Annotated in this window: 11 protein-coding genes; 6 read left to right on the top strand and 5 right to left on the bottom strand. The window is 50.5% G+C overall.

What is annotated here, in order from left to right:
* The first annotated feature begins 91 nt into the window (after positions 1 to 91).
* Positions 92 to 1,639: a methyl-accepting chemotaxis protein gene (locus F459_RS0101865; RefSeq protein WP_020611035.1), complete on the top strand. Its 1,548-nt coding sequence runs from the start codon at positions 92 to 94 to the stop codon at positions 1,637 to 1,639.
* Here F459_RS0101865 and F459_RS0101870 read toward each other — a convergent pair.
* The 4 genes from F459_RS0101870 to F459_RS0101885 all read right to left on the bottom strand — a co-directional run bounded on the left by F459_RS0101870 (position 1,636) and on the right by F459_RS0101885 (position 6,295).
* Positions 1,636 to 3,183, bottom strand: a complete 1,548-nt coding sequence (locus F459_RS0101870) for an ATP-binding cassette domain-containing protein (protein WP_020611036.1) — start codon at positions 3,181 to 3,183, stop codon at positions 1,636 to 1,638. The two genes, F459_RS0101865 and F459_RS0101870, sit on opposite strands and share 4 nt — an antisense overlap.
* 196 nt (positions 3,184 to 3,379) lie before the next feature.
* On the bottom strand, positions 3,380 to 4,216 hold the full coding sequence (locus tag F459_RS0101875; RefSeq protein WP_020611037.1) for a sensor histidine kinase: 837 nt from the start codon (positions 4,214 to 4,216) through the stop codon (positions 3,380 to 3,382).
* Positions 4,200 to 5,366, bottom strand: coding sequence for an alcohol dehydrogenase-like regulatory protein ErcA (gene ercA / locus F459_RS0101880; protein ID WP_020611038.1), 1,167 nt, complete (start codon positions 5,364 to 5,366; stop codon positions 4,200 to 4,202). Before ercA ends, F459_RS0101875 begins: the two co-directional genes overlap by 17 nt.
* 38 nt (positions 5,367 to 5,404) lie before the next feature.
* Positions 5,405 to 6,295, bottom strand: a complete 891-nt coding sequence (locus F459_RS0101885) for a damage-control phosphatase ARMT1 family protein (RefSeq protein ID WP_020611039.1) — start codon at positions 6,293 to 6,295, stop codon at positions 5,405 to 5,407.
* A gap of 128 nt (positions 6,296 to 6,423) precedes the next feature.
* Between F459_RS0101885 and F459_RS0101890 the strand changes: the two genes are divergently transcribed.
* The 4 genes from F459_RS0101890 to F459_RS0101905 are packed head-to-tail and all read left to right on the top strand — an operon-like array spanning position 6,424 to position 11,066.
* On the top strand, positions 6,424 to 7,359 hold the full coding sequence (locus F459_RS0101890) for an ATP-binding cassette domain-containing protein (protein WP_020611040.1): 936 nt from the start codon (positions 6,424 to 6,426) through the stop codon (positions 7,357 to 7,359).
* Positions 7,352 to 8,047 carry an ABC transporter permease subunit gene (locus tag F459_RS0101895; protein WP_020611041.1) on the top strand — a complete coding sequence of 232 codons (696 nt, stop codon included), beginning with the start codon at positions 7,352 to 7,354 and terminating at the stop codon, positions 8,045 to 8,047. Before F459_RS0101890 ends, F459_RS0101895 begins: the two co-directional genes overlap by 8 nt.
* Positions 8,048 to 8,050: 3 nt before the next feature.
* Positions 8,051 to 10,141 carry a GldG family protein gene (locus F459_RS0101900; RefSeq protein ID WP_154651600.1) on the top strand — a complete coding sequence of 697 codons (2,091 nt, stop codon included), beginning with the start codon at positions 8,051 to 8,053 and terminating at the stop codon, positions 10,139 to 10,141.
* Positions 10,134 to 11,066, top strand: coding sequence for a DUF4340 domain-containing protein (locus tag F459_RS0101905; RefSeq protein WP_020611043.1), 933 nt, complete (start codon positions 10,134 to 10,136; stop codon positions 11,064 to 11,066). The genes F459_RS0101900 and F459_RS0101905 overlap by 8 nt, the downstream gene beginning before the upstream one ends.
* A gap of 107 nt (positions 11,067 to 11,173) precedes the next feature.
* On the opposite strand, the gene F459_RS0101910 is transcribed toward F459_RS0101905, so the two are convergent.
* Complete coding sequence (locus tag F459_RS0101910; RefSeq protein WP_020611044.1) at positions 11,174 to 13,036, bottom strand: hypothetical protein; 1,863 nt, start codon at positions 13,034 to 13,036, stop codon at positions 11,174 to 11,176.
* Between the two features lie 90 nt (positions 13,037 to 13,126).
* Between F459_RS0101910 and F459_RS0101915 the strand changes: the two genes are divergently transcribed.
* On the top strand, positions 13,127 to 14,521 hold the full coding sequence (locus tag F459_RS0101915; protein WP_033301090.1) for an HD-GYP domain-containing protein: 1,395 nt from the start codon (positions 13,127 to 13,129) through the stop codon (positions 14,519 to 14,521).
* Positions 14,522 to 14,541 lie beyond the last annotated feature (20 nt).

A 14,541-nucleotide genomic window follows, 5' to 3' on the forward strand; every position in this document is an offset into this window, starting at 1 on the left:
AGCAGAAGAAGATAGATTACAACAAGGATTCTTCCCCTTCATTTTTTGATTTTCTCGACAAGGTTTCATACCATTATCTAAGGAGGAACACATGAAAAAGCAGAGTTTCGCTTGGAAACTAATCATCATAGTTTCGACACTCTTATTATTCTCTCTTCTCATCTCTGATATCCTGTTTATACGGACCTTTCGTGCCAGCATATACCAAGAAAAACGTGAAAGCCTTACTCGATTGGTCGATGCCGCCATGGGCATCATTAACTATACAGCGGAAAAAGAGACATCGGGAGCATTGAGCCGAGAGGATGCCCAGGATATGGCAAAGGAGCTGCTGGCCCACTTTAGCTACGGAAAAGACAGGATGGATTACTTCTGGATCAACAATCTGCAGCAGATTATGGTGATGCATCCTTATCGTCCGGAATTGGATGGTACCGATATTTCGGGACTAAAAGATGCGACGGGTGTGCCTATTTTCCAGAAAATGGTCAATGTGGTAAAGCAATCGGGTAAGGGATTTGTAGAATACTCCTGGCAATATTACAACGAAAAAGGGCGGATAGAACCCAAGCTTTCGTATGTGGCGGGTTTCAAGCCCTGGGGCTGGATCATCGGAACAGGGATCTACATCGATGACATTGAAAAAACCATCATTGCGATTGCCACGAGGATCACAGGGATCACGATTATTTTCCTCCTGGTTGCCATTACCTTTATTTATCTTATTTCACGAGCCATGGCGGGACCATTGGTACGATTTGCCACCATAGCCAAGGGCATTGCCGAAGGAGACTTGTTGGTAGATGTTCCAACGCTAAAACGTAATGACGAATTGGGAACCCTTGCCTCGGCCTTGGGCCAGATGGTCGAGCAGGTCGGCAATATCATACTGGAGGTCCAGGAAGCAGCTGCCCAAGTGCGGATCGGAAGCGATCAGGTAAATTATTCTGCACAGGATCTTTCCAGAGGAACAACGGAACAAGCATCGTCAATGGAAGAGATTTCTTCATCCATCGAAGAGATGGTGGCAAACATGCGTCAGACGGCGAAAAATGCAAAAGCGACCGATTCCATTGCCCAAAAAGCGGCCACCAGCGCAGGAGAAAGCGGCAAGGCGGTAGGTAAAACGGTCGAGGCAATGAAAGCAATCGCGGAAAAAGTATCACTTATCGAGGAAATCGCCCGTCAAACCAATATGCTTTCCCTTAATGCCGCCATCGAAGCGGCCAGGGCGGGAGAATCGGGCAAAGGCTTTGCGGTAGTGGCGGCCGAGGTACGGAAACTTGCCGAGCGGAGTCGTTACGCAGCAAATCAAATTGGAGAACTGATTGAGTCAAGCGTAAAAATCGCCGAGCAGGCGGGAACGGCCATCGACGACCTGGTTCCCGAAATCATGAACACCAGTAAACTTGTCAGGGAAATCTCGGCAGCAACCGAAGAACAGGAAAACAGCGCGAGCCAGATCGGCAAGGGGGTCGAACAACTCGACCGCATCGTCCAGGACAATGCGGCGGCCTCGGAAGAACTTGCAGCCTCGGCCGAAGAATTATCGGCCCAGGCAGAACAGATGCACGCAGCCACCGACTATTTCCAGGTCGACAGGAACGACGTCATCGAAGAAAAGCAGGAGGAAGATTAAGGTTCGTCCGACAGCACCAATCGCCCCGGAGCCTCCTGATAAATTTTCCACTCCCGGTCGGTCAAGGCTTCCCGAAAACGTTGGTCGTGAGAAACCAGAAGAAGGGCTCCTGAAAATTTCTTAAGCGCATCCTCCAGTAAGAGGATAGATTCGATATCCAAGTGGTTCGTCGGTTCATCAAGAATCAGAACTTCGGTTTCCATGAGCGATGCCCTGGCGATAATGACCTTCCTCGCCTCTCCAGGACTCAGCAGGGAAGAGTGCAACACCCCCTCGACCTCAGAACCAAGACGATGCACGGCTGAAATGAGCATTCCCCGCTCCGAAGAATCAAGGGATGCCACGAGGTCGGCACACAGCCTACGGTCGGCTTCGGATAGCTCCTGCGGCAGGAATACGGCATTACGATAAAACCATGGGAAGCGTTCATCCTGATTAGCTAGAAAAAAATGCTCTACGAGGAGATGGATAAGCGTACTCTTCCCGTTGCCGTTGGCCCCTGTTATTGCAACGCGTTCTCCAGGCCGAAGTTCCAATTCGGGATAGGAGAGTTGTCGGTCTCCCACCTGAAGCTCATCAGGGCCAAACATGAACAGACGGTCCTTTCCACTCAGTTCACCTCCGAGGGTAAGGCCCGAGGCCTTCCGTATAGTAGTATCATCAAGGCGAGCCTTGGCCGTCTCTTCGGCCCGAGAAGCAGCCGCCAGGGTGCCATCCAGCTGACGGAGCAGCTTTCCTCCGGTACCATCCTTACCGGAAAGGCGGGCAAGATTTTTCTTGAAACGGGCATCATGGTCCTTGATCGGTAAGCCGGCCTTGGATCTTCGTTTCTGTTGCCCCTGAGCCAGGTTTCGTCTTCGCTCAAGGTCGCGCTTGAGCGAAGACATATGCTTCTGAGCAGTAGTTAAGGCCCTTTTCGCTTCCTCCGCCTCACGCGCCGCCTCTTCGAGACCTATAGAGATTCCTCCAGGGCGGAGGACCACCGTGCCGTTCCGAAGAAAGAGGGTCCGCTCACAGAGACAATCAAGAAGGTAGCGGTCGTGGCTGACAATGATGCCGATCCCCTCATAATCGGCAAGAGCGGCAAGCAGGCGATCACGGCTAACCTCATCCAGATGGTTTGTCGGCTCATCAAGGGCAAGAAGATCCGGAGCGGTATAGAGTGCCGTCCCAATCTGCACACGCTTTCGTTCTCCAAAGCTGAGGCTATCCCAACGAAAGAACCATTCATACTGGATATCAAGCCTTCGCATGATCTCCTCACTTCGCTCGTCAAAAGCGTAAAAAAAGGAGTCCGCCTGATCCGGAAGGTGTGCGGTATCCTGGCGACACAGAAGCATCCGGGACGGGGCTTTTACAGAACCAGAATCTGGTTGGTTTTCTCCCGCAATGATCGATAGGATGGTACTTTTTCCGGATCCATTCGCTCCGACAAGCCCGGTCCATCCGGCTCCTATCGAAAAAGAAAGATCGGTAAAAAGCGGCTCTATCATACCAGGCCAGGAAAATGAGAGTGCTGAAATTTGAAGCTGATTGAACACCATGACGGCGCCTCCTTTGTTAAGAAAGCGGCAATGTCACGGCCGTCAAATGGAATTGTACAGACCGCAAGAATAGGATCGCGGGGAAAAAGACGCCGCAGACGGAAAACAACCATCCTGTCTTCTTTTTCCCTGAACTATTCTCACGCTTCTACTCCCTCTTTTGAGAATTATATGGTAAAACAAGAGGCGGATAGGGTCAAGTGGGCCGCTTGAGACGAAGAATAAACCGCATTCCCAATCCCGTCTCCTGATCCTCATAGCTGAAGGCCCCGCCTATCTGGGCGACAAGGGCTTTGAGCAACGCAATGCCAAGGCGCTTTGCCTCGGAATCGGTCCATCTTTCGGCAAAACTCGGACCGTTGTCGGTCAGCTCAAAGGTCAAAATTCCTTCTTTATCATCTTCGGAACCACTTCGGTAGAGCCTCAGATGGAAAAGCCCCGTCCCCCCGGGAAACGCATACTCAAATGCATTAGCAACGACCTCGTTTACAATGAGGGCAAAGGGAACGGCCAAATCCAAGTCAAGCATTCTCCCCGGACAGTCGAGATCCAGAGAAAGTTCGACCTGCTTTCCACGCCGGGCTTCCTCATACTGTTCGGTAACAAGACGAATAAGGTCGCAAAGATCGACTTCCGAAAATTCCTCACGACGGAGGATCTCTTCATAGACACGTGCCATGGTATCGATCCGTTGCTTGGTGCGGTAAAAGATCTCATGTTCATCCCCGTCCGAAAGCATATCCATCCCCAGATTGAGAAGGCTCCCAACAATTTGGAAATTGTTTTTCACGCGGTGATGGACCTCACGTAACAGCTCTTCTTTCTCGTCGAGGAGCTGTTCGAGTTCTTCTTCCCGTTCCTCAAGGAGCCGGACAAGCTCCATAAGATGTTCCCGCTGTTCACGAAGATCCCTGATGGTCTCACGAAGCTGGGGGTAATAGCTTTTTCGAATGGATCGATCACCAAGCCCTATGATTTTGCTGCGTACCAGATCGATATTTCCATCGCTATAGGGCTCAGAAGATGCAGCCATAGATCCCTTCAATATCTTCCCGCTTCACGGGTCTGGGATTGGTCACCATGCAGACATCAGACATAGCTCGCTGCGAAAGCATCCTGATCATGGCAGCATCGACCTTTGGGACACCGAATGTTTCGCCCAGGCGCACACTGCGACGCAGGCGAACCAAGGCATCGGTGAGAAGTTCCAACACTACGTTCTGCGATTCTCTAGAAAGCTCTTTGCCGGTAAGCAGCGAAGCAATCACTCGGTAACGATCCGGCACAGCCTCAAAATTGAAAGCTACCACATGCTCCAGAAGCAGGGCGTTGCAAAGGCCGTGAGGAAGATCGAATACTCCGCCGAGGGCATGGGCCATGCTGTGAACCAGACCAAGACTTGCATTGGAAAAGGCGAGCCCGGCGAGAAGGCTCCCCATCATAACGCCGGCTCTGGCATCAATATCCTGCGGCTTTTGGATCACCGTCGGAAGGTAACGGCAGAGATAGCGGATCGCCTCAAGGGCATGCATATCCGTCATGGCACTGGCGGCATTGGAAACGTAAGCCTCTATGGCGTGGGTGAGGGCGTCGAGTCCCGTTTCGGCGCTTAACGCCTGATCCATGGTATGGGTGGTCTCGGGATCTATCAAACTAATATCCGGTACCACCCCTTTACTGACAATAGCGATCTTCGAGGAGGTATCAGCATCGAGAATGATGGCAAATTGAGAAACATCAGCGGATGAACCTGCGGTGGTCGGAATACAAAGCAGGGGAGGCATGGGAATCGGCACATTATCCACCCCCTCAAAGTCAAGAATGTGGCGATGATTGGAAACGACAATGCCGATACCTTTCGCACAATCGATAGGGCTCCCGCCGCCGACGGAAAGTAGCATATCGCACTTCGCCCGGCTATAGTAGTCGGCGCCTTTCATCACCTCATCGGCACGAGGGTTGGGTGAAACATCAAGAAAAAGTTCGTAGACAACACCAGCTTCTCTGAGAGCCGCTTCAACCTTGCCGGTCCATCCGGCCTTGGTCACACCATCATCGCTTACAAGCAGAATTCGCTCAGCACCAAAATTCTTCACATATTCAGCGCATTTTTTGAGAGCAGAAGGGCCAAAAATAAATTCGGGAGCAACAAATTTCCTTAATGACGATACATGTTCCTCCATATTAAAAGCGTAATTGTACGCCGCAGGAACTGCAAGGATCAGTCGATGCTTTGTGAAGGTATCAGCATGATGTCACCCATAGCACCACCGCAATGGTGCGAAATCACTCTGCACTTAACCCGAAACAGCAGATAGATCATCCGTGGAGCATCGTTGAGGGTCTCATAGTTCCCCTGCCCCTTGGCCACGACCATATCCGAGGAGAAAAAGCGTTCTAAAAATTCATCTGAACAGAGATCAAGAGGAGTCCCTGGTGCCGGACTTCCGCTGGAGATCACCTCACACACATTATTGAGGCCGATCGTCTTTGCATCTTCAAGGGTAGCGTCATTGATGATCGGCTCATCCCTGACAGCCACAGTTATGGAGATATCCGGATAGAGAGCCGCAATGGCTTCGATAAGCAGCATATCAAATACGATCTCACCGGCATTGTCCGAGATAAAGAGCAGGCTCCGGGCTTTTGAGAGCTCTTTTCGAAAGGCCTCCAGCATGAAGGTCGAACCAGACTGGCTTGCCAGTTTCGACTCTTCTCCGCTGATCAAATCTGCAAGTGTCTCATCGATATCAAGATGGTGGTTTGCTCCGAAATCGATGCTGTTTCCCGCAATGGCGTATTCCATCGCCCGCGTAAGGGAATCGGAAGCCGCTGCAATGTTGCTCCGTACCAGCCCCACCGCTTTAAGCGCAAGCTCATTACATCGCTTTTTTTCATCGGCATAGGGATCAAAAACCCCAGTCATGTCTCTAATAGTCCGATTTATTTTCAGGCTCATCACCGGAGGACGGGTCTCAAGGTCAAAAGAAGGAAACATCCCGGCAATCTCATTGAGGATGAGGCGCTGCTGTGCCTCATCAGCCCCTGAGCGCCTGGCAACATCAAGCCCCTGATCCATAAAGCAGCCGAAACAGTCAAGATATGATCGCATTTCATCCTCCATGAAGAGAGTACCCTTTTTGAAGCGTACAAATCAAGGAAGAGAAACCTTGGCGATACGGTTCCATTTTGCTATCTTTTTACATTAGTACGAACCTACCCCTTTTCGGAGGAATGCTCATGATTACCTTATCTTCGGTGAGCAAAGATTACGGCTCCTTCAGAGCCGTCGACAATCTTTCGCTCGAAATCAAGGAAGGGGAGATCACCGGCCTACTTGGACCAAATGGTGCGGGAAAAACCACCACCATGCGGATGATTACCGGATATTTTCGGCCTTCATCAGGCACCGTCTCTGTCAATGGCATCGATGTCTCCAAAGATCCAGAAACGATACGTTCGATTATCGGCTACCTTCCTGAGTCACCACCACTTTATGGAGAAATGTTGACCTACGATTACCTCCGTTACGTAACGGGAGTAAGAAAGATCACGGATGAGACAGCCATCAGGCGAACCGCCGAGATTTGCGGTATCACCGGGGTAATGCATAAACGCATCGATCAGCTGTCGAAGGGCTATAAACAACGAGTAGGACTTGCCCAAGCCATCATCCATGATCCAAAGATTCTGATTTTGGATGAGCCCACAACAGGTCTTGATCCAAACCAGATCATCGAAGTCAGAAACCTTATCACCGAAATCGGAAAAACAAAAACCGTTATTCTCTCCACCCATATCCTTCAGGAAGTGGAGGCAATTGCCAACCGGGTGGTCATCATTAACAAGGGGGCCATCGTTAAAGACGACCATACCGATAATCTGAGGGCCGTTAAAAACGGCCATTACACGGTACGGCTGGCTCTTTCGGGCACGAATGCCACAAAGGCCCCAGAATTTTTTTCCACCCTCCCGGGCATTCTGGAAGCGCACCAGGTGCCGGGTGAAGAGGGCCTTATTACGATCCTGGTAACCGCCGGGACGGAAGAAGATGTCAGACCAGCCCTCTTTCATACGGTAACACAAAAGGGTTGGACGCTTTTCGAAATGAGCAGGGAGAAACAATCCCTGGAAGCAATCTTTCGTGAGCTCACCACCGGAGGCGACCATGATTAGCATGACAAAACGCGAGCTCTACTCGCTCTTCGGAGGGCCGATAGCCTACATCGTTATTGCCCTCTTCCTTCTTTTCTCGGGAATGCTTTTTTTCCCCACCTTTTTTATCTACGATCAAGCCGAAATGCGGGGATTTTTCCAACTACTTCCCATTCTATTCAGTTTTTTTGTCCCCGCAATAACCATGAGGAGTTTTGCCGAAGAGCGGAGCAAGGGGACCTTTGAGGCGCTGGTCAGTTTCCCGGTTTCAAGCGGAAAAATCGTCCTCTCAAAATTCTTCGCAGCAGTGATCTTCATAGCAGTAATGCTTGCGCCGACCCTGCTGTATGTGGTTCTTATCTCCCTTGTCGGGGACCCGGATCCAGGTCCGATTATCGGAGGATACGTTGGGGCACTGCTTTTGGGAGCCGCGTATGCCGCTGTGGGACTCTTTGCCAGCAGCATGACCTCCAATCAAATCGTTGCCTTCATCGTCACCGCAGCCATCGCCCTTCTGTTCACCTTTTTTGATCAGATGCTTGTCCTTGTCCCTGCCGCTTTGGTAAACATATTGGAATTTCTCGGTACGCAATACCATTTCAAGACCATATCAAGAGGCCTTTTGGACAGTCGGAGTCTCATCTATTTGATCTCGCTGACGGCGGTATTCCTCCTTTTTACCGTAAAAGCAGTAAAGGAAAGGAGGTAGATGATGAAATTCAAAGAACGCCTGCAAAGTGTCAAAGAGTGGCTCCTCGGGGACGCTTCTGATCTTTTCTTCTATCTGCTCATCATCGTGCTTGTTAACATCGCCGCCTCTCAGTTCTATATACGAAGCGATCTGACCAAAGGTGATGTCTACAGCCTCTCCCCAATAAGCAAAGAGCTGGTGCAGGGAATCGATGCCCCACTTACCATCAAGGTCTTTTTCTCACACGATCTTCCTGCTCCATACAACAGTGTGGAACGATATCTGAAGGATATCCTCGAAGAGTATGTCAGGGTCGGGGGAAAAGATTTCACCGTTACCTTCTATGATATGGATGATGCGGATAGTAAAAGCAGCGCATCCGACTACGGTATCGCTCCCGTTCAGATACAGGAGATTAAAAGCGACCAGTTTCAGAGCAGGAGTGCCTATCTCGGCCTGGCCATTATTTACGGAGACGGCATCGAAGTCATCGACCAGATTACCAATTCATCCGGCCTTGAGTATCGTCTGACCACCACCATGCAGAAAATGGTGGCAGCCGTTGATGCCCTTCACGGTATCACCGGTAAACCGATGCTTACCCTCTATCTCTCGAAATCTCTCGGAGCCTTCGGTATTAAGGGCTTCGACGACCTTGAGCAAAACGTGAGAGACGCCGTAACGCAATTGCCGCCATCCATAAGGGACAGAATCGATTTTCGTGTGGAAGATCCCGATGCCGGAGACATTAAGGAGCTCAGCGACCGTTACGGAATCCAGACCATCCACTGGAGGGCTTCCACGGATCAGGATGGGAAACAGATCCCCGCGGGTAACGGGGCCCTCGATCTGCTGCTTTCCTACGGCGATAAGTCACGTCTCATTCCCATAGGCCTTTCCCAGCGCCTTTTCAGTGGATATGCAATCAGCGGCGTCGACAATCTGGCCACCAGAATCGAAGAAACGATGAGAGCACTCCTCTCGAACAATCCTGCCGTCGCCTACCTTACGGGCCATGGAGAGCTTTCACTTGCAGACCAGCAGCAGGGTGCCGCTCCCTTACAACAGCTTCTTTCCGATATGTACGAGCTGAAGGAGCTAAAAACCGGAGAGGATGGAAATCTGACAATACCCGATAATGTCAGCACATTAATCATAAACGGTCCCAAGACGGAAATTTCGGAGAAGGAACGTTATACAATCGATCAGTTTCTTCTGAGGGGAGGCAATCTGGTCCTCTTCTTGGACCCATACCAGGTAAACCAGCCGACGGCCTATGGTCAACCTCCCAGCTATACCCCGATTGAGACGGGGTTGGAGGATCAGCTTTCGGCATACGGCATTGATTATAAGCGAGGCTATGTCTTGGACAATGAAGCTTACAGCCAGCGGGATCCCCAGTACGGAGACATCAAGATATACTGGGCGCCATTACTGTCGGGCAAGAGCCTCAGCAAGGAAAGCCCCATCACCAAAAACCTCGGTGAGATGATTACCTTACAAAGTGGTACGTTCATTATTCCCGATGAAACAGAAAACAGCGATGATATCACTACCAAGGTGATCCTTTCATCGTCTCAAAAGTCATGGCTGATGGACAAAAATATCATGCTTAACCCCATGGGGATGGTTCCGCCGGGGGATGAAAAACTGCAAAGCTATCCCCTGGCTTTAAGCCTTGAGGGGAGTTTCTCAAGCGCCTTTCCGGCTCCTCCCAAAGAGGAGACCACGGAAGAAGAAAAACAGGCCCTTGATACGGCTTCTCAGATAACGACATCGATAGCAAAGGGACGAATCGCCGTGGCGGCAACCTCGCTGTTAACCACACCACAGCTCCTCGACCCATCCTCATCAAACAGCAATGCAGCTTTTGTTCACAATCTGGTCGATTGGAGTACCGGTAACGATCAGGTCATTCCCATGAGAACGAAGGGATTGGGAAGGCACAAGCTGTTGTCGACCTCCCCGGAGGTACGAAACCTGATAAAGGGAATCGCCATGGGTTTTATACCGTTACTCATCATTATTGCCGGCTTGTTTGTATGGCGACTCCAGCGATCGCGGCGACGAGCCATAGAAGAACGCTTTTCCGGAGGTGCGCACCATGTCTAAAAAAAAGATGATACAATTTGCCGCCGTCGCAGTACTCCTTCTCCTCATTATTGTGACAAAGTTTACGGGGAACCGGGCAAGTTTCGCTCCGGTAGCTCCCTGGGGAGAAGAAGCCGACCGTATTGAGATACATGTACCGGGAAAAGATCCGATTGTTGCGGCAAAAAAAGCAGATAGCTGGTTCATTGGAGACAAAGAATACTCGGCAGACGAGGGAAAGATAACCCGCATGACCGATGCCCTCAACAGCCTCAAGGTCGGCCAGATGGTCAGCAGAGAGGGAGAGCTTGAACGCTATAAGCTCGAGGACGCCGACGCAATTACGGTCGCGGTCTACCACGACAACGATGTGCTCAGATCTATCAGAATCGGTAAAGAAGCCGATAAGGGCAGCGGATGTTACATTACGCTCGCGGGGCGGGAAGGGATCTACCTTGTAGAAGGAGCCCTCAGATCCATCTTTGATGTGAGTTTGGATGAACTTCGCAACCGACAGATATTCTCTTTCACCTCTTCTGATATCATCTCCGTCGGAGTTGCATCGGCGGATGCACGTTTCTCTCTGAGAAAAAGCGGGGAAGAAAAGGAGAGCTGGCAATTTTCGGAAGCGCAGCAGGAACGCGTTGATCAGAAAAAGATCACTGATTTTATCTCCCAGCTGGCAAGAATCAATGCAACCGCCTTTCTCGCTCCCGACACCATCGGGAGCGAAGAGGAAGCCTCCTGGAGTCTTACCTTTCAGAGTGAAAAGGAGGAGCATACCCTCAGGATCTACGGAAAAGTGGAGGGTAACGACAATGCATATCGCTGTCTCGCCGATACAAATAAGGAACCTTTCAGCATAAGTGCCTATAAGGCCGGACAGCTGATGAAACCGGCTTCCTGGTTCATCAGTGAAGAGAAGCCAAAAGAAGAAGGAAAGTAGAACTATCCCAAAAGGGGGATGCCTAAGGCAGCCCCCTTTGGGGCCTTTCGTGTAGTGTTCCGAATATTGGTGATAATTATCTACTTTGCTTCCACGGCTATTTCTTGCTATACCTCGCAGCTGTCTATCACTTCCCGCACCACTCCGGCCGAAAGAGTATCCGTCGTATCGATAAACTGCCGCCACAGGGCTCTTTCCTTCTCAATCTCTTCCAGGGCCTTGCCGCTGTCGATCAGTTTCTCGAAGTCGGCAAGAGAACGTAGCCCTTCGGAAAGCAAGAAAGAGGCATGATCACCCTTTTCTTCCATCAAAAACGCAGCCGCCCGATGGACCAAATGAAAAAAAGCCTGTGCTCTGGCAAGCCTGCTCGCAAAAACACCCGGCATGGGGTCGAGCTCCTCTTTTACTCCAAAATATTCGGCGAGAAAAGAAAACTGAACGAGGCGGTACATATCACCGGCCAGCCTTGTGGACTCGGTTTTATGTTCCGCTCCCGAAACGGCACTTTTGTAGTGTGCAATCCGTAGATTGGGATGAAAGATCCCTCTTACCCCTCCGGAAAGGGCGGAAAAATAGAATTGCTGGTCCTCTGCCCGTCCGACCTTCGACCAGGTAAAGGGAGCCGCTTGCCGAATACCATCATTGGTGATCCCGTAGCCGCCCCCCTTAACCACGGGATGGCTAATAAGCTCTTCAAGATCATCAAATTCGTTGTACCAAGCCGTGGCATTTCCATGGGCAAAGCCCTTTTGGAAAAAGAGATCCCGTCCAGCATGTGAGGCAGGAAGCTTCACATCCGGAGAGCGCAGGGCATCGGGGTAACCAAGGGTGTCGATGTCGCTGCTATTCACATACTCCCCTTCATTGACCCCGAGATAGACCGTCTGTCCCTTCGGATCTACAGCCTGGGCCCCCCAGAAAGGATGACACAGGGTTTCAAACCAGCTTTTTCCTGTCGTCTCTTTCAGATTGCGGCTGAGGATCCCCTCGTCCGTATCAAGCTTAAAACTTGCACGGATTCCCCAGCCGCGTTCAAAAAGAAGCGAGGAATATTTGAGAGCGGTAAAATGACGACCATAGGCTCCGGCAACCCCGAATTGCGGCATACTGCCACCGAAAAGTTTTCGATCAATATACCTACACCGCTCTTCGGTAAGCAGATAGAGGCGAAAATGGTGATAAAGCCTCTTTCCAAGCAGATATGCTATCCAGGCACACACAACCTCATCCAGATGTTCGTGCGTAACCGAAACAGAAAGGAGGATGGGAACCTTGTGATGCACAGGAAGAAGGCCAACCGATTTCTCATAGGCAATATCGTCTTCCAGACGAGCAAGACAAGATACGAGCTCATGAGATTCGTCATCTTGAAAAAGCGGCACAGGATGATCGTAGTCAGCGACCTTGGCCCCGGGATGGGCGAGGAGCCGGTTCCCCGCGTCCTTCAGCTCGTCGGGAAGCTCATCGGGAATTGTTTCGGGAAGGGTATATAGGCCGTTGAGCTGAAGCAAGATCTCTGAAGCTTTGATAGGCTTTGCATTAGGTTCTGCCGAACGGAGCCTCCAGTGTTTCACGGCTTCCTGCTTTTTCCCTTTGATTTCCGGGGCCCAGAACTCAGCAACGGCCTTGGCAGCATCTACCCTCCGATGCTGGTCAAAAGCGGTAATCAGGGAGGAGGTTTCGCTGTCGCTCAGCGATCCGTAGAAACCATCAAGAGCCTTTCCAGCCTCTTCAAAGGCATATCCGGCGGCATCGGACCACCGATGAGAGAGCATCGCACCCTGTTCGAAATTGCCATCGGCCAATGCGTCTGCCAGCTGATTGAGGAACGTACAGGAGCGCCTTTCCTCTTCGCCTGCTTCCTGCCGAGGAATGACCGGTAGAGCCCCTGCACCCAAAGGAGAACGACCGTCAAGGCCAAAAGCACGCCTGAACGATGCCGCAACCACACGTTTCACGTTTGTTTTCATACTATTCATCATAAGAAAAGCTTGAGAAAAAATCCTTATACAAGAGTATCTAATCTGGATTTTTTCTTCCAAATTCTCTATTTTTGAGTCATGCAACAGAAGAGCATGCCCTTATCCGAGATCATTGCCAGGGATAAGCGGATGGTATCGTTATTATACGAGCAGGAAATTCCTCTTATTTGCCGTCGTGTTTCTGATGGGAAGTTGAAGAAGGTCAGCTTTCGAGCGCTCTACGACAACAATGAAGTATTCTGGAAACAGGATAAAGGATGGGCATTCTACATTTCGGAAGAGCATGTTCAGGCCATGATCGATATGATCAAGGAGTTTGACGGCAAAAAGGAGAAGCACTACATAGCCAAACATGAAGAGGAAGAGAAGAACGTGGGAGATCTTCCCAACTTCGGCGAGGCATATGAAAGTATTGCCTCCATGGATAGCGAAGAACGTGTTTCCATTATAAAAGAGGACAGGGAAAAACTTGATACGCTGCTGATCGAGGCTCCGAAAGAAAACGAAAAGATTCTTGAAGCGCTTGCCGATACGACAAGGGATGCAGCGTTGGCAAACCGCTCCACGATTTTGGAAGCAATCCACATGGGAGACGAAGCTGCGAGAGCATACACCCAGGGGATTGTGGATTCTACCCGGGCGATGGTAAAAAGCTCAACCGCATTGATCGACAACACCATCATGCAGGATGAGTTGATTACCTCTCTGGTACAACGTTCGAACGGAACGGTAGTCCAGCACATGACAAGGGTGTTTCTAAATGGAGTTGCTTTTCTCACCTACTATAACCGCAGGATGCTCACCTCAAGCCTTCCGAATAAGATTAGAATCACCTTTGACAAGCAGTATAAGTCATATTATCAGCGTCTGCTGCCGCACCTTTACCCGGAAGATGTCACCCTGGAACGGGTATTTCATACTGGTATGCAAGCGATAAGCGAGGCACAGCTCCATACCTTCGCAACAGGATTCTTGATTCATGACATCGGCAAGGCAAAAGATATAGAATATCATGAGGGAGAGGCCGCCTACGACCGGGATACCGTTGTCGATCATGTCAGGCAGGGGTATCTCGCCGTTATGCATAAAACCAATTATCCCCGGGAAGCAGGATTGATCACCGGCTACCACCATGAATACTACGGTTCTCCCGACGGATATGGTTTTTACCGTGCGCTGCTGGCAAATGCACGGAAAAACAATCCAAAATTGAAGCAGGATTTCTGCATGTCCTTTACCATGGAGCCCATGATAAAATTCAATGCGCTTGCCTATTTTCCTGCAAAGGTGATGGAGATCGTTGATGTCTTCGACGCTCTCACGGACCCGAACAGAAAATATCGCAAGCCGCTTTCAGGCGATGAAGCCCTCGATTTTATGCAAAGACAGTTTGTCGATGAAGAGCTGAAGCTCGATCCCATCCTTTTCGATCTCTTTCGGACCTTTACAAAAGGGAAGCGGCCGGCCTCCTGAAACAGGAGAACCAGCCTTGT

The organism is Sediminispirochaeta bajacaliforniensis DSM 16054, assembly GCF_000378205.1.
Lineage (GTDB): Bacteria > Spirochaetota > Spirochaetia > DSM-16054 > Sediminispirochaetaceae > Sediminispirochaeta > Sediminispirochaeta bajacaliforniensis.

Bases quoted from the DNA above. Each gene is read 5' to 3' on its own strand.
- F459_RS0101865 (WP_020611035.1), top strand. From the start codon at position 92: ATGAAAAAGCAGAGTTTCGCTTGGAAACTAATCATCATAGTTTCGACA.
- F459_RS0101870 (WP_020611036.1), bottom strand. From the start codon at position 3,183: ATGGTGTTCAATCAGCTTCAAATTTCAGCACTCTCATTTTCCTGGCCT.
- F459_RS0101875 (WP_020611037.1), bottom strand. From the start codon at position 4,216: ATGGCTGCATCTTCTGAGCCCTATAGCGATGGAAATATCGATCTGGTA.
- ercA (WP_020611038.1), bottom strand. From the start codon at position 5,366: ATGGAGGAACATGTATCGTCATTAAGGAAATTTGTTGCTCCCGAATTT.
- F459_RS0101885 (WP_020611039.1), bottom strand. From the start codon at position 6,295: ATGCGATCATATCTTGACTGTTTCGGCTGCTTTATGGATCAGGGGCTT.
- F459_RS0101890 (WP_020611040.1), top strand. From the start codon at position 6,424: ATGATTACCTTATCTTCGGTGAGCAAAGATTACGGCTCCTTCAGAGCC.
- F459_RS0101895 (WP_020611041.1), top strand. From the start codon at position 7,352: ATGATTAGCATGACAAAACGCGAGCTCTACTCGCTCTTCGGAGGGCCG.
- F459_RS0101900 (WP_154651600.1), top strand. From the start codon at position 8,051: ATGAAATTCAAAGAACGCCTGCAAAGTGTCAAAGAGTGGCTCCTCGGG.
- F459_RS0101905 (WP_020611043.1), top strand. From the start codon at position 10,134: ATGTCTAAAAAAAAGATGATACAATTTGCCGCCGTCGCAGTACTCCTT.
- F459_RS0101910 (WP_020611044.1), bottom strand. From the start codon at position 13,036: ATGAAAACAAACGTGAAACGTGTGGTTGCGGCATCGTTCAGGCGTGCT.
- F459_RS0101915 (WP_033301090.1), top strand. From the start codon at position 13,127: ATGCAACAGAAGAGCATGCCCTTATCCGAGATCATTGCCAGGGATAAG.